This window comes from Sinimarinibacterium arenosum (assembly GCF_005047655.1).
Taxonomy (GTDB): Bacteria; Pseudomonadota; Gammaproteobacteria; order Nevskiales; family Nevskiaceae; genus Solimonas.
Genome location: NZ_SUKF01000002.1, coordinates 224,260 through 240,384 on the forward strand (window position 1 = coordinate 224,260; position 16,125 = coordinate 240,384).

At 63.4% G+C, this 16,125-nt stretch carries 14 protein-coding genes; 7 read left to right on the forward strand and 7 right to left on the reverse strand.

Annotated elements, in window-relative coordinates:
• Window positions 1-54: 54 nt before the first annotated feature.
• Window positions 55-771: a TetR/AcrR family transcriptional regulator gene (locus E4T66_RS04530; protein ID WP_136847716.1), complete on the reverse strand. Its 717-nt coding sequence runs from the start codon at window positions 769-771 to the stop codon at window positions 55-57.
• An 87-nt stretch (window positions 772-858) separates the two neighbouring features.
• On the opposite strand from E4T66_RS04530, the gene E4T66_RS04535 reads away from it, so the two are divergent.
• Window positions 859-1,953 carry an MBL fold metallo-hydrolase gene (locus E4T66_RS04535; protein ID WP_136847717.1) on the forward strand — a complete coding sequence of 365 codons (1,095 nt, stop codon included), beginning with the start codon at window positions 859-861 and terminating at the stop codon, window positions 1,951-1,953.
• Window positions 1,954-1,985: 32 nt separating this feature from the next.
• Here the strand turns inward: E4T66_RS04535 and E4T66_RS04540 are convergent, their stop codons facing one another.
• Window positions 1,986-3,185, reverse strand: coding sequence for an MFS transporter (locus tag E4T66_RS04540; protein WP_136847718.1), 1,200 nt, complete (start codon window positions 3,183-3,185; stop codon window positions 1,986-1,988).
• A 108-nt stretch (window positions 3,186-3,293) separates the two neighbouring features.
• Here E4T66_RS04540 and E4T66_RS04545 point away from each other — a divergent pair, with 108 nt between their 5' ends.
• The 3 genes from E4T66_RS04545 to E4T66_RS04555 all read left to right on the forward strand — a co-directional run bounded on the left by E4T66_RS04545 (window position 3,294) and on the right by E4T66_RS04555 (window position 7,098).
• Window positions 3,294-4,655, forward strand: a complete 1,362-nt coding sequence (locus tag E4T66_RS04545) for a sensor domain-containing diguanylate cyclase (RefSeq protein WP_136847719.1) — start codon at window positions 3,294-3,296, stop codon at window positions 4,653-4,655.
• Between the two features lie 86 nt (window positions 4,656-4,741).
• Window positions 4,742-5,716 carry a universal stress protein gene (locus tag E4T66_RS04550; RefSeq protein WP_136847720.1) on the forward strand — a complete coding sequence of 325 codons (975 nt, stop codon included), beginning with the start codon at window positions 4,742-4,744 and terminating at the stop codon, window positions 5,714-5,716.
• The gene (locus tag E4T66_RS04555) at window positions 5,716-7,098 is read left to right on the forward strand and encodes an MBL fold metallo-hydrolase RNA specificity domain-containing protein (protein ID WP_136847721.1); all 1,383 of its coding nucleotides are present in this window, start codon (window positions 5,716-5,718) and stop codon (window positions 7,096-7,098) included. Before E4T66_RS04550 ends, E4T66_RS04555 begins: the two co-directional genes overlap by 1 nt.
• On the opposite strand, the gene E4T66_RS04560 is transcribed toward E4T66_RS04555, so the two are convergent.
• From E4T66_RS04560 to E4T66_RS04580, 5 genes are all read right to left on the reverse strand, one after another.
• Entirely contained in the window at window positions 7,095-7,655 is a 561-nt protein-coding gene (locus E4T66_RS04560) for a hypothetical protein (protein WP_136847722.1), read from the reverse strand. The two genes, E4T66_RS04555 and E4T66_RS04560, sit on opposite strands and share 4 nt — an antisense overlap.
• 55 nt (window positions 7,656-7,710) lie before the next feature.
• Window positions 7,711-8,460, reverse strand: a complete 750-nt coding sequence (locus E4T66_RS04565; RefSeq protein WP_136847723.1) for a cyclic nucleotide-binding domain-containing protein — start codon at window positions 8,458-8,460, stop codon at window positions 7,711-7,713.
• A gap of 180 nt (window positions 8,461-8,640) precedes the next feature.
• Window positions 8,641-9,255: a response regulator transcription factor gene (locus E4T66_RS04570; protein WP_136847724.1), complete on the reverse strand. Its 615-nt coding sequence runs from the start codon at window positions 9,253-9,255 to the stop codon at window positions 8,641-8,643.
• On the reverse strand, window positions 9,252-10,769 hold the full coding sequence (locus E4T66_RS04575; RefSeq protein ID WP_169577472.1) for a PAS domain-containing sensor histidine kinase: 1,518 nt from the start codon (window positions 10,767-10,769) through the stop codon (window positions 9,252-9,254). The genes E4T66_RS04570 and E4T66_RS04575 overlap by 4 nt, the downstream gene beginning before the upstream one ends.
• Window positions 10,770-10,806: 37 nt before the next feature.
• Complete coding sequence (locus E4T66_RS04580; protein WP_136847726.1) at window positions 10,807-11,244, reverse strand: Hsp20/alpha crystallin family protein; 438 nt, start codon at window positions 11,242-11,244, stop codon at window positions 10,807-10,809.
• Between the two features lie 241 nt (window positions 11,245-11,485).
• Here E4T66_RS04580 and E4T66_RS04585 point away from each other — a divergent pair, with 241 nt between their 5' ends.
• Genes E4T66_RS04585 through E4T66_RS04595 form a run of 3 tightly spaced genes read left to right on the forward strand, consistent with a single transcriptional unit; the run spans window position 11,486 to window position 16,071 of the window.
• Window positions 11,486-12,436, forward strand: coding sequence for a histone deacetylase family protein (locus E4T66_RS04585; protein WP_136847727.1), 951 nt, complete (start codon window positions 11,486-11,488; stop codon window positions 12,434-12,436).
• A gap of 36 nt (window positions 12,437-12,472) precedes the next feature.
• Window positions 12,473-14,848: a bifunctional acetate--CoA ligase family protein/GNAT family N-acetyltransferase gene (locus E4T66_RS04590; protein WP_136847728.1), complete on the forward strand. Its 2,376-nt coding sequence runs from the start codon at window positions 12,473-12,475 to the stop codon at window positions 14,846-14,848.
• A complete protein-coding gene (locus tag E4T66_RS04595) occupies window positions 14,815-16,071 on the forward strand; it encodes an MgtC/SapB family protein (protein ID WP_169577473.1) in 1,257 nt (418 codons plus the stop codon). Before E4T66_RS04590 ends, E4T66_RS04595 begins: the two co-directional genes overlap by 34 nt.
• Window positions 16,072-16,125 lie beyond the last annotated feature (54 nt).

The window sequence follows — 16,125 nt, forward strand, 5'->3', positions numbered from 1 at the left end:
CGCACGGTTGCGCGAAAACGGAGGTTCCGCTGGCTGTCGCTCAGCGCACCGCCGTTATTCGGCACTGCTTGCGACGCCCGGACCAACCCCCATGATCGCGGCGCGGAACAGCAACAGGATCTCGTCAGTCACCACGTCCAGATCGGGCGGCTGTGGCGCACGCAGCCATTCGCTCAACAGCTCATTGGATGCGCCGGCAACCGCAACACCGGCAAGATGAAAATCACGCCGCAGCAGCAGTCCGCGCGCGGCCAGATCTTCAGCATAGAGCTCGACCAGGCGCACGAACTCGTGAATCACTGCACTGCGCCGGACTGCTACGGCCTCGCTGACACCCACGACTTCCAGGCAGGCGATGCGTGCGTAGCGCGGATCATCGGTATACGCACGGACAAAAGCACGGATCGCTGCTTCGATCGCCACTTCCGGTGGCGCCTCGCGGTGATCGTCCAAGGTCTGCAGGACCACCTGTTGGGTATGCGCAATCACCAGATCGAAGGCCGCCATCAGCAAGGCTTCACGACTGCCGAATGCTTCATAGAAGTGTCGCGTGGTCACACGCGCCTGCGCGCACAATGCTTCGATCGGCGTGTGGTGGTAGCCACGCGTGGCGAACAGCTCGATCGCGGCCTCAAGCAGACGTTCATGGCGCTCCGCAGCCAGTTGGTCGGCACTGCGCCCGGCATAGCCGCGCCGTGGACGGGGCGTAGCTGCGGCTGCCGATTTGGTCGACGGTTTGCGCGGCGTTCCGGGAGGACTTGCGACAGCCATGGCGGGAAGATAACTTCCCTGATCTTTCCGTGCCACACCGGCACCGGTTCACCATGACGGCGACCGCTGTCGTCCAGGAGTCACTCCGTGAGCATCATCCATCGACTGACCCCGTTCGACGGCACCCGCGATGCCAGCCGGCCGCTGGCGCGGATCGACAATATCCGTGAAGCGGCCAAGGACTTTCGACGCGCAATGCTGGCCGGCCCACACGTGCGCTACTACGAATCGATGGAACTGGTCCGAGTGCCCTATCCCACTCGATACGGCTATCTGAACGCGTTCAGTGCGCTGTCACCGTATCTGCATCTGGTCAATCGCCTGTTCGTGATCCAGTTCGACAGCGCCGACGGCATCAAGACGCTGCTGGCGTCGCCCTCGGATTGGGAGCATCAGCGCGACACGCCATTCTTCAAACGGCTGACCGACAGCATGGGTCCGGCCGCCGGCATCGGCGAAGCCATGGTGTTTCGCAAGACCGCGACCGTGCTCGACTGTCTTGCACGGCTGGGACTCAAACCCGAGGACATTGACTACCTCACCTACGACCATCTGCATACCCAGAATCTGACGCGCTGGCTCGGGGGCCCTCAGCCAGTTTTCCCGAATGCCAAACTGCTGGTGATGCGCGAGGAATGGGAAAGCACGCAGTCACTGATTCCGTGGCAGGCGCAGTGGTATTGCCCCGGAGGCATCGACGGCATCGCCGAGGAACGCGTGATCCTGCTCGACCATGACGTCGCACTCGGCGACGGCTCGGTCGCACTGGTGCGCACCAAGGGGCATACCGAAGGCAATCACTCCATCGTTGCCAACACCCCGGAAGGCATCAAGGTCACCAGCGAGAACGGGGTCAGTCTCGATGCCTACGTCCCAGAGCGTTCGAGCATTCCAGGCGTCGCCCACTACGCGCGCGTCACCGGATCCGAGGTCGTCCTCAACGGCAATACGCTGGAATACGGCATCGATCAGTACCTGTCGATGATTCAGGAAAAGTGCATCGCCGGCCCGAATCCGCGTGACGAGCGCTATCCGAATATCGCACCGTCCTCGGAGTCCGCGGGTTTCTGGCTGTTTCCGCAGACGCGCCCGAGCTTCCAGGTTGGCAACCTGAAGTACGGCAGCTTGCATCGACCCGCTGCGACAACCGACAGCACACCACGCAGACAACGCGCCGCCTGACCGGGCAGTACGGCGCACGCCAGCGTTGAACCTCAGCGCACGCCGGGACGATGCAACGACAAGGTCGCGGCAGCCGCGAATACCGCCCCAGCGATGAATGTCGCCGCGGGCCCGGCCTGGGACCACAGCACGCCGGCCAGCGTGCTGGCGACCAGCAGCAACACGCCGGTGAGCAAGTGAAACCAGCCGAAGGCAGCACCGCGATGTTCGGCCGGCGCGACGTCGGCAATCATGGCCGACAACAGTCCCTGCGACAGACCCAGATGCAGCCCCCACAAGGCAATGCCGGCAAACAGGGTCGGCAGGTTCGGTGCCCAGGCCAGCACGGCGTCGGCCAGCACCAGGACCACCAATGCCACCCGCAGGATCCGAACCCGTGCAACGCGATCCGACAGTCGCCCCGCCGGATAGGCCGTCAGGCTGAACGCCAGATTCAAAGCCACCAGAATCAGCGGAGCGTAAGCGTCAGCCAGCCCCAGCGACTGCCCGCGCAAAACCAGAAACGCTTCGGAAAATCGCGCCAGGGTGAACAGCCCCCCAACCCACAACACACGCTGATAGTCGCGACCCAATGCCCATGCGCCGCGCAGCCCCAGTGCCAGGGGCGGTGAAGCGGCACCCGCGCGCGGTGGCTCGCGCACGAACAGCGCGAGCAACGCAACCGCCAACAGTGCCGGCACCACCGCGACCCAGAACACCGCCCGAAAATCGCCGGCAAACAACACCATCAACAACAGGGCCAGTCCTGGGCCAACGAATGCACCCACCGTGTCCAGCGTCTGACGCAGGCCAAACGCTGCGCCACGAACGGCTGCCGGCGTCAGATCGGCGATCAATGCATCCCGCGGCGCGCCACGGATGCCCTTGCCGATGCGGTCGACAAAACGGGCCAGCAAAATCGCCGAGGCCGACCCCGCCAATGGAAACATCGGCTTGGTCAGCGCGGCCATGCCATAACCGAGCAGCGCCAGCGGCTTGCGCTTGCCCATACGATCACTCAAGGCTCCCGAGAAGACCTTAGCCATCGACGCGGTCGCTTCGGCGATCCCTTCAATCGCACCGATGGTCACGGCGCTGGCACCGAGCACGCTGACCATGAATACCGGCAATAGCGAATGAATCATCTCCGAAGAGACGTCCATGAACAGACTGACAAGACCCAAAGCCCACACCGCGTTCGGCAGGCCGGTCCTGGCGGTAGGTTCGCTCAAGCGAAATTGTCCTGAATGCATGCGCCCATCGTGCACCGTAGCGGCAAAGGTCTCCACCCGGACTGACTTCGATCAATGCTGCAGCAGTAGACATCATCCAGTCTGGTGTTCGTCAGTCGGACAATATGAATGACCAAGCCTGCATCACTCGACGCACTGTTTTATCCGCTCTACGTCAGCGCCGTGCGCGAGCCGCCTGCTGAGGGTGCGCTGGAACGCATCGCCCGCGGTGGTGCCGGACTGCTGGGCCTGCCGCTGCTGATGCTAGGACACTACGACAAGCAGGGCACCATCAGCATTGTCGCCACCTCCAGTGACAACCATCTCTGGATGGACCTGCAGCGGGTTCCGGAACGTTGGGACGGTTCTGTCGTCGGTCGCGGCCTCGCAGCGATGGCGCTGGAATCGCGACAACCGGTCACACTCAGCCTTGACGACGAACGCTTCGTCTGCTGGTACGAGTCTGCGCGCAAGGATCGTCTGGCCTGTGGGTGGGCCGTGTCGATCGAGACCACCGATGGTCGCTATCTGCTGCAGGCCTTCAGCAGCAACGCCAATGAATTCGCCGGCGATTCGATGACGGCAAAGCTCGCCGAGCTGCGGGAACATATCGCGCAGTACCTGAACGATGTGGCCTACCTCGGACAGCAGCGGCTGCTGTCCGCCGCGCTCGACAGCGCCGGCAACGCTGCCTTCATCACCGATCGCGAAGGCACCATCGTCTGGTGCAACCAGGCGTTCACCCGCCTGTACGGACACACCCGTGAGGAAGCGATTGGCGAGAACCCGCGCTTCCTGAAATCCGGTCGCCAGGGCGTGCGCTACTACCGCGATCTGTGGAGCACGATCCGCTCAGGCAAAGTCTGGTCCGGAGAAACAGTGGACCGTGATCGCGACGGAGTGGCGTATACAGTGCGCCAGACCATCTCGCCGATCACGGACGGCGACGCCTGGAGCTACTACCTCGCACTGCACGATGACGTCAGTGAAGAAATCGCTCAGCGCCAGCGTCAGGAACTGCGTAGTGGCAGCGATCCGGTTTCGGGGCTGATGACCCGTGCTGCTTTCGAGCTCAAGCTGTCGGAGGATTGCGCGACGCCCGACGAACAGCCGTGGAGTGTGCTGCTGATCTCGCTTGCCGAATTCTACAGTGGCGTCAGTGCCATCAGTCTGGACATTGCCGAAGCAGTCGTCGCGGAGATCGGGAAGAGAATCCGCTCGGCGCTGGACTCCGACGACTGCGCAGGCGTCATTGCTGCCGGCGAATACGCCGTTCAGCTTGTCGACCATGACGGCACACGCAGCGAACGCGTACGGGATGAACTGCTGGCAAAGTTGAGTGCCCCCATGCCGGATCTGACCGCCGACCTGACGCCACAACCCCGCATTGCGATTGCCCGGTTCCCCGAGAACGGCAGCGACTATCACTCCCTGATACACCACGCCGACCATCATCTGGCGACGCGACCGATGGGCCGCGCGCATCGGTGAGCCCCTCGATGTACTGACGGGCCATTGATCCTCGTCAGTGTCAACCGCAAGCCGCACGTCCACTCTGGACCGATGTCGGAGTCCGCGTGAAACCTGTCGAGAGGATCCTTGTCGTCGTCGATCGTGCCATGCACGAGACGCCGGCGCTGCAGCGCGGCATTGAGCTTGCGCGCAGCGCGAACGCGCGACTGCATCTGTGTCTGTGCGATCACGATGCGCTGATCGATGCCAGCGCCGACCTGATTCCCCCTCAGCAAGCGCAGCAGCTCAAGGCACACTTCATCGAGCGCCGCCGCGGCTGGCTGGAACAGACTGCACGGCGACTCATCGCGCAGGGACTCAACGTCCACATCGACAGCCGCTGGGCCCCCACCCTGCATGAGGCACTGATTGATCGCGCCCTCGATCTGCGCCCCGATCTCGTGATCAAGGATGTCGGCAAGGACTCGACCCCTGCGCTGTCGCCGGCAGACTGGAAGTTACTGCGCTTCTGCCCAGCGCCCCTGATGCTGGTACGTTCCCCATCGACACTGTTGCCGCGGCGGATTCTGGCGGCGGTCGACACGACGCAGCGCAGCTCCCAGCTCAATGATTCCATTGTCGCCATGGCCCAGCAGCTGGGACTGTATGCCAACGCGACGATTGATCTCGCCCACGTCTTCACGCTGCGTCCGGTCGATGACGACGTTCCACCCGGCTTGCGCGATCTTCACGAAGACCTGCGCCGCAACGACCACGACACCTTTCTCGAATTTGCATCGCGCCACTCCATTGCGGCCGATCAGCAATTTCTGCCAGACGGCGATCCAGCCCAGTCGATTGCTGCGCTCACGGCACTGCTGCGCACCGATCTGCTGGTCCTCGGCTCCCTGCACCGCAACTCCGCGGACCGCCTCTTTCTGGGCACCACCGCCGAGGCGATGATCAGCTGCACGACCTGCGATATCCTGCTGCTGCGCGCTCCGCGCCATACTACAAAGCTCGCCGAAGTGTTCGACCTGGAGGGATTGCACCGTCGCCAGAGCCTTCTGCAGCGCTCGCTTGTTCCCGTGGAGATCTGATGCCTGAACTGCAGTTTCTAGGTGCCTGCGAACGCGTAACCGGTTCGTGTTATCTGCTCAGGACCGAACGGGCCTGCGTGCTGATCGACTGCGGCTTGATTCAAGGCAGCGATGCCGAGGATGCGCTGAACGCGGCTCCATTTGCGTTCGACGTTGATCAACTGGACGCGGTGATCCTGACGCATGCCCATCTGGATCACTCAGGTCGCCTGCCATTGCTGTACAAGGCGGGCTACCGCGGCCCGATCTTCACCCATCGCGCCAGCCGCGATCTGTGCCGGATCATGTTGCGCGATGCCGCCTACCTCAACGAGATGGATGCACGCCTCGAATCGCGCAAGCGCGTCCGGCGCGGTGACGCCCCAGTTGCCCCGCTATATACACAGCAGGATGCCACTGACGCCCTGAAGCTTTTCCGCGGCGCGCGATATGAAGAGGCCATCAAGGTGGCGCCAGGGGTGGTCGCGCACTTCCGCGACGCCGGCCACATTCTGGGCGCCGCGTTTGTCGAACTCAGCATCGGCGACGGCGACAACACGCGACGCATCACCTTTAGCGGCGACCTGGGCAACGGCACGTCGCCGTTGATGCGCGCACCCGAGCGGCCACAGGCCACCGATCTGATGCTGCTCGAAAGCACCTATGGCGACCGGATCCATCCGGCGTGGAACCGCACCGTTGAACATCTGCACGAAGTGCTGGATCAAGCCCATGCCGACGGCGGCATCGTGCTGATTCCGTCCTTTGCAGTGGGACGCACCCAGGAGATCCTGCTGCTCCTGCACCAGCACTACGAGGACTGGAATCTCGATCGCTGGCGCGTGCATCTGGATGGCCCGCTCGGCGTACAGGCGACATCGATCTATGCCCATCACGCCAGATTGCTCGGCGCCGATGCCGTTGAATTCGCGGACCAGCAGTTCCGTTTGCCGAACATGCAGTTCACGCGCACACCAGGCCAATCGCAGCAGCTCAACAATGCCAAGGGTGGAACGCTGATCATTGCCGGCGCCGGCATGTGCAGCGGCGGTCGCATCCGCCACCACCTGAAGCATCACCTGTGGAAGCCAAACACCCACGTGCTGCTGGTTGGCTATCAGGCCTATGGCACGCTGGGCCGGCGCCTGCAGGATGGCGCGCAATCGGTGTCATTGTGGGGCGAGACGATCAAGGTCGCGGCCAAGATCCACACGATTCACGGATTGTCGGCGCATGCCGATGCCAACAACCTGTTGCACTGGTATCGTCAGTGCCCGAACCGTCCACGTGTGGCATTGGTGCACGGCGAGCCGCAGGCACAGGAGGCTCTGGCAGGAACGCTGGAAAGTCGCTGCGGCGCGACGACACTGATCCCGAAACTGGGCGAGCGGATCACGCTCTAGCGTCGCTGATCCATCGACGGGCCTTCATCCGCCTGGATATCGGCAAGTCGATGCAGCTCAACCGGCATCGCCGCCATCCTCCGGTAGATCCGCGACTGCCGTCGCCAATGCCAGTAGTCGAACAGAAACGTCTCCAGCGGACGCCACATCACGACCCAGCCGACGATGGTCAGTCCGTCGTACAGAAAATTGCCGAGGAGACCTCGCTCGCTGGCATTGCCCAGCAGTTCCGCCACGAGCAGACACAAGGCCAGAAAGCCTATGCCGATCAGCAGATTGAAACGCCCCCGGCGTAACTGCTCGCGGGTCTCGGCATCGCGACCGAGCGCGCGGTCGGAAAAGTAGTGGTGGATTGCATCGCTGACACGCTGCTGCGGATCGATCAGATCGGGCCACTCCTGAAGATAGAGCGCCAGCGTCAATGGAGCGTCATGCGGAAGCTCCCTCGCCCAATCGACCAAATAGGTTTCCGCGCCGGGTTCCAGATCGCGCTCTGAAAATGGCGAGGGGTCGAGCGAATTAAACAGCTGCTGGATATTGCGCAGCTGAATCTGCATTCGCCCGCGCCCCTCGGCGCTCGTTCCGGTCACCGCGACCGGCCCCAGACTCGGATCAGGCTGCGATCGCCCAATCGCTGCTGATGCTGCTCAAGCCAACCGGCTCAGCCAGCTCGGTCAATCGTGCGTGATCGCGCACAGTCAAGGTCTTGTCGCGGGATTCGAGCACACCCTGATGCTCCAGTCGCGTGATGACGCGGCACACCGTTTCGGTCGCCAAGCGCAGGTAATTGCCAATGTCACGACGCGTCATCGGCAGACGGACGCGATCCGATGCGCCGCCCAGACGGCTGGCCATCGACAGCACAAACGCGGCGACGCGTTGTTCTGCGGTGTAGTCGCCGGACAGAGACAGAGCAGCCGACAGCTCATGACTGGTGCGCTGCAGCAGGCGCTGCAACAGAATCGGGGACTTTGTCGCCAGCGCCGCAACCCGAGCGCGCGGAATGACGCAGACCTGCGAGGGTTCGACCGCTGCCGCGCCGCAGGGATGGCGATCGCGCGCCAGCGCGTCCAAACCCACTAGATCGCCCGGGAGATGGAACCCGCGAATGCGCTCATTGCCATCCTGATCGACGGTGTAGGTCTTGATGCAGCCGGCACGAACCAGATACAGATTTTCGGCGACGTCACCTGCCGAGAACAGCGCGCCATTACCCGGGAACACCGGCATGTGGGTTTGCACCGCGTCGTTCCACTGATTCAGCGCCTCCATCGAGACCCCACCAGTGAAACAGCGGCTGCCTGCGGGGCAGATCGAGCAATTGGGCTTGCAGCGCGAGCTGGGGGCTGAATCGAAGGCCATGGTGCATCTCCCGGTGAACGTGAGACGCAGATTGATCTTTTTGCACGTCCGGAAACATTCGGACCTTCCGCAGACCCCACTGGGGGAACTACGTATTCACGGCAACGTCACACTGCCGCCCGTTTTGCTCTATTTGTTTTATTTTCAAAGGCTTGAAGCAAATATTTCCAGCATCACCCGTCAAGCCTGGCGCAGCGTCATAACCAGCTTGACCAGCTGTGCCAACGACCGCACCTCCATTTTCTGCATCACCCGTGCCCGATGCAGCTCAACGGTGCGTTCGCTGATATCCAGATCCAGCGCGATCGCCTTGTTGGCACCGCCATCGACCAGCATCTGCGCCACTTCACGTTCGCGCGTGGTCAGTGAAGACCACCGCGCCTGAATCTCATCGGTGCGCTGGAGTTCCGCACGCTCACGCGCATCCTGTTCCAGCGCCTTCTGCACGCGGCGGATCAGATCCTCGTCATTGAACGGCTTCTGCAGGAAGTCGAACGCTCCGGCCCGCATGGCTTCCACTGCCATCGGCACATCACCATGCCCGGTAATGAAGATCACTGGCAGCGAGCAACGCCGCTCACTCAGAACGCGCTGAACGTCCAGACCACTCATGCCTGGCATGCGCACATCGATCACCAGGCAGCCGGGGTGATCGGGCGTGTACTCCCGCAGGAACTGCTGCGGGTCGTTGAAGGTGCGCGTACGCAGCCCCACACTGCGCAACAGCAAGCTGACGCTGTCGCAGATTGGCTCCTCGTCATCGACAATGAAGACAGTGACTTCGCGGTCGTTCACGACAGCTCTCCCTCATCTGCTGCCGGCAGCCGCAGCGCAAATGTCGTGCCGCCGTGTTCATTCAAGAAGTAGCTCAGCTCGCCACCATGGGCGGCGGCGATCGATTTACAGATGGACAAACCCAGCCCCATACCCTGCGGCTTGGTGGTGAAAAAAGGCTCGAACAGACGCTGCACGACCGTTGGCGACAGCCCCGGACCACAGTCTGATACGCGGATCTCGATCCAGTGCAGCTCAGGCGTCAGCGTTTCCAGTGTAATGGCGCCAACAATGCCCGCGTCGTTCATCGCTTCCATTGCATTGCGAACCAGATTGAGCACGATCTGCTGGATCTGGATGCCGTCGCCAGAGATCGGGGGCAAATCCGACTCCAGCCGCAAATGGAGATCGAAACCGTCGCCGCGCAACTCAAACTCGACCAGGCGCGCGACATCGCGCACCAACTGGTTGCTGTCGAGCAACTTACGCTCGGCATCGGCACGCTTGGCCAACGCACGCAGCCCGCGGATGACCTGCCCGGCCCGTTCGGCCTGGGTCGCGATCTTTTCGAGAATGCTGAGCATCTCGCCCGCACTGGCCTGGTTGCCCAGCATCATGCGCCGGCATGCACTGGCATAGCTGGCAATGGCCGTTAGAGGCTGATTCACCTCATGCGCAATGCCACTGACCATCTCACCGAGCGTGCCGATACGACCAACATGCGCCAGACGATCACGCAGCTCGTCGGCTTCGCGGTTGGCCTCGAACAGCGCAGTACGATCGACGATTTCGCCAATCAGCATCTGCGGCAGTCCCCGCTCATCGTCAATGACCGCCGCGTAGTGCGTGGCATGGATTACGCTGCCATCCTTACGCAGGTAGCGTAGCTCACAGGTGCAGGAACCACCCTCCAGGCTCATGCGCTGGAAGTGCTGCCGTGCAATCGCTCGATCATCGGGATAGATCAGATCGTCGTGGCGCGCACTCAACAACTCGTCGGGCGCATAGCTCAGCAGCTCCGACGCCGCACGGTTGACCTTGAGCAGATAGCCATCGAGGCTGGTAATGGTGATTGCTGTCGGCGCATGTTCGAACACCAGCCGCAATTCCTCCGTACTGCGTCGGAGCTCCTCCTCCTGCCGCTTGCGCTGCGTGATGTCGCGCAGGATGCCGACGTAGCCATGTTCATCGCCGTCAGCAAACTCGCCAACCGACAGATCTATCGGAAAGGTGCTGCCATCAGCCCGCTGCGCGATAACTTCGCGCCCGATGCCGATGATTCGGGGTACGCCGGTGGCGTGATATCGATTGAGGTAGCCGTCATGCTCGTCGCGAAAAGGTTGCGGCATCAACACGTTAACGTTGCGCCCAACAATTTCGGCAGGTCGGTAACCGAAAACGCGTTCTGCTGCCGCGTTGAAGCGCGTGATATTCCCGCACTCGTCAATCAGCACCATCGCATCAGCTGCCGCATCCAGCAGTGCAGACAGCTGGTCGCTCGAGGCAGCATGCGCAGAGGAATTCAAAGTCTCCATCGCCATCATTCTAACGGCGACGGAGAGCCGCCGGCACTCAGGTTACCGTGATTTTTTTGGTCTCAGCCTTGGTCTTGGCGACCTTGGGCAGGTGCACGGTGACAACACCGTCCTGATAGTCCGCGGAGATTTGCTCGATAGCGACATTCTCCGGCAGCGCGAAACTGCGCGAAAAACCGCCGTAACTGCGCTCCACGCGATGGTGCTTCTCGTCCTTGTCCTCTTTCTCGAAGCGGCGCTCACCGGACAGCGTCAGAATCCCGTTGTCGACTGAAATGTCGACATCCTCGCGCTTGACGCCGGGCAATTCACCCTTGATCAGGTACTCGGTCTCCTTCTCGCTAATGTCTACGGCCGGCGCCCAATTGGCCATATCCTTGCCCATTTCTGCCGGCATCCCGCGCCCGAAGCCACGACGCAGCGAATGGAACAGGTCATCCATCTCCCGCAAAGGATTCCAGACCACTGGTTGCATGACAGGTCTCCTGGTGACCCCCCGGATCGGGCAGAAGAGTATTTCCCCGGCGCCGAAGCCTGTTCATTGATTCTGATCAATCGGACCCGCGCCCGCTGACGCGGATCAACGCATCCGCACATCCAGGAACCGACACTGTGCCGCTTGGCGAGGCGCGTCGATCAGACGATGATGAGATGTACCCCGAACCCTGCAGCCCAGACACCACCGCACGCGGATATCAATATCTAGAGGAGCCCCCATGCGCGCCAACCTGCCCGTGGCCTGGATCAGCCATCCGGTCTGCAGCCGCCACCAGATCGACGAAGATCATCCGGAATCGCCACAGCGACTGGCCGCGATCGAGGATCGTTTACTGACCAGCGGCCTCGGCGACTTCGTTTGCCGGCATGAGGCACCGGACGCGACCCGCGACCAACTGGAACGCGTGCACGAATCGAGTTACATCGACCACGTTCTGCGCCACCGCCGCATTGGCGACGTTCGCGTCGTGGTCGACAACGACACCGCATTCAATCGCTACACCGTGGATGCGGCACTACGAGCCGCCGGCGCCGGTGTTCTCGGGGTCGATCTGGTGATGCGCGGCGAAGCCGGCCTGGCATTCTGCGCGGTACGCCCGCCCGGCCACCATGCCGAACGCGCACGCACGATGGGATTCTGCTTTTTCAACAATGTCGCCGTTGCCGCCGCGCATGCACTCAGCTACGGACTCGAACACGTTGCCATCATCGATTTTGACCTGCACTACGGCAATGGCACGGCTGACATATTCAAAAACGATCCGCGGGTCTTGCTGCTTTCGACCTATCAGCATCCCCTGTATCCGTACTGGACTGGCGTCCCCGACGCAATCAATCTGATTGACGTCCCGCTCAGTCCATACACCCACGGCGAAGCTTTTCGAGCCGCCGTACTGAATGAATGGATGCCGGCACTGGAGCGCACCCGCCCCGAGCTGATTCTGGTTTCAGCCGGCTTCGACGCGCACGCGGCTGATCCGATGGGGGATTTGCGCCTGCAATACGAGGATTACCGCTGGCTTGGCTCGCTGATCAAGGATCTGGGCGAGTCGAGCGCGCAGAACCGCATTGTCGCGACGCTGGAGGGGGGATACGACCTGACCGCGCTGGCACGCAGCGTTGAAGCATTCCTGACGCCGTTCCTTGGCGGCGAAATGATGCCACTCTGATCCCGATCCACTGACACTCAGCCCCCCAAGCCACACATGAGCATCCGCCACCTCGACAGCCTGTTCCGCCCGCGCGGCGTCATTGTCATCGGCGAGCCACAGGACGCCCCCTCGGTCGAGCTGCTACGCAGCCTGGACCCGCTGCCGGTCGAACGACGCAGCATGCTCGGCGCCAGTCGCGACGGCTGGACCACAGCACGACGCCCCTCGGACGTCGTCGACGGCGAACTCGCAGTGGTACTGGATCCCACTGCCATCAACCCTGCAGTGGTCCGCAAACTCGCCGCCCGCGGCTGCCGCGGCATGATCTGGGTCAGCGACACACCGGTGCCGGCGCCGGTGCTGCGGGCCGGTCGCGAAGTCACCTTGCGCGTGCTCGGCCCCTACAGCTCCGGCGCCGCGCACGCCTACGGCATCGGCGCGTCAGCGTGGCAGCTCCCCGCACCGGGCACCACCGCGCTGATTGCGCAGTCGCGCTCGATTGCCGGTGCCGCGCTGGATTGGGCGGCGGGCCACGCGCTCGGCTTTTCATGGCTCGCGGTGACCGGCGGCGAAGCCGACGTCGACGTTGGCGATCTGCTCGACTACGCCGCGCTGGACCCCCGCACCCATGCGGTCGTGCTGCAGCTGTCACGCATCGCCAGTTCGCGAAAATTCATGTCAGCCGCGCGCGCCTGCGCGCGCTCCAAGCCGGTCATCGTGCTGCAGACCCCATCGCAAGGGGCGGATGGGCAATTGCTCGATCCGGTGATGTCGGCAGCATTCCGCCGTGCCGGCCTGGTCGAAGTCGACCGCGTCACCGCGCTATTTTCCGCCCTGGCCGCACTGGAGCGTGTCGGCGAAGCCACCACCGGACGCATCGCGGTCATCGGCACCGGCTCCGGCATCTGCCAGCTGGCCCGCGCTGCGCTGATGCGCGAAGGGCTGACTCCGGGCGCCCCGGGCGACGGCATTGCCGAACGCATCGTCGAGCAGGCGCCGGGCGCGCAGGTTTCCGCAGCCTCGATCGACATCGGCCTGGCCGACGACGCGCAGACCGTGGCGGTACTGCGCACTGCGCTGTCGACCCCCGAATTCGACACCGTGCTGTTTGTACGCAGCCCGACCCCGGGACGTGACGATGCATTGCTGGCACAGGCGCTGGTCGATTCCGGGCTGCGCGAACGCTTGATCGTGGCGTTCATGGGCCAGGCCCGCACAGCGCCCGCCGTCCGGATCTGCGCCGAGTCGCGCATCGCTGCGTTCGCCTCCGTGGAGGCGGCCGCCCGCGCGCTGCGGTACCGCCGCGAGCACCGACGCACGCAGGAAATCCTGATGCAGACGCCCACCCTGGACCCGGTGGTGCACAAGAACGGCGCCCCGCCGAAACTGGTAGCGGCACCGCGCCGGGCCAGTCCACGAACCCTGACCGCGGAAGAAGCGCAGGCGTTGATGGCGGCCTACGGCCTGCAAGCCGCCGCGTGGATGGGCGGCGAAGGGCGCGGCCTGCGGGTGCGCCTGCGGCGTCATCCGCAACTGGGCATGCATCTGGAGCTGCGGCTCGATCCAGCGTCGATGTCCGCGCCAACCGTCTATGCCCTGCCGCCGCTGGATGATGTGCTGGCCGACATCAAGCTCCGTGAAGCGGGTCTCGGCTCGCGCAATGAAGCGCCGCCTGGACTGCGCGTGCGCGACTACGCCACCGCATTCGCGCGGCTGGCGCAGTTCGCGGTCGAACAGCCCTTGCTGCATGAGGCCGACATCCGTCTGGTGCCGGGCGACGAGATTGCCGAAATCGGTTCCGCGCGCATCCTGGTCGACTGCGAAGCGCCACCGGAACGCGACCGTCTGGCTTTGGCGCCCTATCCGGCGGAACTTGAACACAGCGCGCTGTTGCGCGACGGCCGCCCCTATCGCATCCGTGCGATTCACCCGACCGACGAGCCGGCTCTGATCCGCATGCTGTCGCTGGCAGACCCCGAAGAGATCCGGCTGCGATTCTTCCGCTACATCCGCCAGTTCACGCACACCATGGCCGCGCGCATGACGCAGATCGACTACGACCGCGAAATGACGCTGGTTGCCGTGCCGCAGGACGACGACGACACCGTCATCGGCCTGTCGACCGTGGTGATGGACCCGGATCTGCAGGAAGCCGAGTACGCCGTGCTGGTGCATCACGATTACGTCGGTCAACGCCTTGGTCGCCAGCTGATGGAGGACATCCTGACTTACGCCGCCGCGCGCAAGGTGCCTCAGGTCTATGGCGACGTGCTGCTGGAAAACAGCGCCATGCTCGGCCTCGCCCAGCGTCTCGGCTTTACACGTCAGCGCCACCCGGACGATCCCGGATGTGTGCGTGTCGTCATCCACCCGCGTCTACCTGGCTCGACTCCGCTATGGATCCGCTCGCTGCTCTCCGCATTTACCTGATCAGCCTCGGCATTGGCTTACTGATCGGGCTGGAACGCGAACGCTCGCATGCGCAGGCCGCGGGCGTGCGCACGTATGCCCTGGTCGCGCTGCTCGGCACCACCGCGGCTGCGATCACGCAGTACGCCACAACCCCGTGGCTGATTCCCGCCAGCTTGATTTCAGTGATTGCGATTGCGATCGTCAGCTACCTGCGCGACCCGCAACGCGCGACCGATCCCGGCTACACCTCGGTGATCGCGCTGCTGCTGTGCCACCTGCTGGGTGTGCTGGTGTGGTACGGACAGACCGAGATGGTCGTGGCTCTGGCGATTGCCACGACGCTGGTGCTGTACTTCAAGCCCGAGCTCCACGAATTTTCGGATCACGTATCCCGTGCCGACATGCTGTCGATCCTGCAGTTCGCCGCCGTGGCCTTCATGCTGCTGCCGTTGCTGCCGGACCAGGGTTACGGCCCGTGGCAGGTCATCAATCCGTTTCGCATGGGCCTGATGGTGGCGCTGATTTCAGGCCTGAGTCTTGCCGGTTACGCGGTACTGAAATGGTTCGGCGGTCAGCGTGCACTGGCATTGGTCGGCCTGCTCGGCGGCAGCGTATCGAGCACGGCCACGACCCTGGCGTTCTCACGCCACGTACGGGCCGGCACGGTCACTGCACAGAGCGCTGCGCTGGTGGTCCTGCTGGCCAATCTTACGGTCCTGGTACGGCTGGGCCTGATTGCTGCGGCCATCGCTCCGGCGGTGCTGTCCTCGCTGATCCCGACGCTGCTGTGCGCACTCGCGGCGGGTTCAGTGCTCCCACTGCTGGCGCACCGCCGTCTCAAGGGCACCCAGATCACCGTCACACTGGATGTACGCAATCCGGCGGAGCTGCGTACCGCACTGACCTTTGCCCTGATGTTCACCGGCGTGATGGTGCTGGTTGCCTGGCTCAACGAAGCGGTTGGCGACGCCGGCCTGTACGCCGTTGCGCTGGTGTCCGGTCTGACCTACGTCGACGCCATCAGCCTTTCAGCCCTGCAGATGTTCCGTGGCGAGCGCATCGAGGGCAGCGTCGTTGCCGCCACCATCGCGATCGCGTATGCCTCGAATCTGGCGTTCAAATTCGGGGTCGTTGCCAGTATTGGCGGCCGTCAGATGGCCCTGATCGTGGCCAAAGGCTTCGGAGGTGTACTCGCCGGCCTGGTGATCGGCTACGGGCTTGGTCTGGTGATCTGGACCTGAAGCGGCACGTCGGCGCGGCAACTCGGCCCCAAGCAAGCCGCATGCAACCAAGCC

What these genes read in the sequence shown, in the direction of transcription:
- E4T66_RS04595 (WP_169577473.1), top strand. Translation starts at nt 14,815, where the DNA reads ATGGATCCGCTCGCTGCTCTCCGCATTTACCTGATCAGCCTCGGCATT.
- E4T66_RS04530 (WP_136847716.1), bottom strand. Translation starts at nt 771, where the DNA reads ATGGCTGTCGCAAGTCCTCCCGGAACGCCGCGCAAACCGTCGACCAAA.
- E4T66_RS04575 (WP_169577472.1), bottom strand. Translation starts at nt 10,769, where the DNA reads ATGGAGACTTTGAATTCCTCTGCGCATGCTGCCTCGAGCGACCAGCTG.
- E4T66_RS04540 (WP_136847718.1), bottom strand. Translation starts at nt 3,185, where the DNA reads ATGCATTCAGGACAATTTCGCTTGAGCGAACCTACCGCCAGGACCGGC.
- E4T66_RS04580 (WP_136847726.1), bottom strand. Translation starts at nt 11,244, where the DNA reads ATGCAACCAGTGGTCTGGAATCCTTTGCGGGAGATGGATGACCTGTTC.
- E4T66_RS04545 (WP_136847719.1), top strand. Translation starts at nt 3,294, where the DNA reads ATGACCAAGCCTGCATCACTCGACGCACTGTTTTATCCGCTCTACGTC.
- E4T66_RS04560 (WP_136847722.1), bottom strand. Translation starts at nt 7,655, where the DNA reads ATGCAGATTCAGCTGCGCAATATCCAGCAGCTGTTTAATTCGCTCGAC.
- E4T66_RS04585 (WP_136847727.1), top strand. Translation starts at nt 11,486, where the DNA reads ATGCGCGCCAACCTGCCCGTGGCCTGGATCAGCCATCCGGTCTGCAGC.
- E4T66_RS04555 (WP_136847721.1), top strand. Translation starts at nt 5,716, where the DNA reads ATGCCTGAACTGCAGTTTCTAGGTGCCTGCGAACGCGTAACCGGTTCG.
- E4T66_RS04590 (WP_136847728.1), top strand. Translation starts at nt 12,473, where the DNA reads ATGAGCATCCGCCACCTCGACAGCCTGTTCCGCCCGCGCGGCGTCATT.
- E4T66_RS04565 (WP_136847723.1), bottom strand. Translation starts at nt 8,460, where the DNA reads ATGGCCTTCGATTCAGCCCCCAGCTCGCGCTGCAAGCCCAATTGCTCG.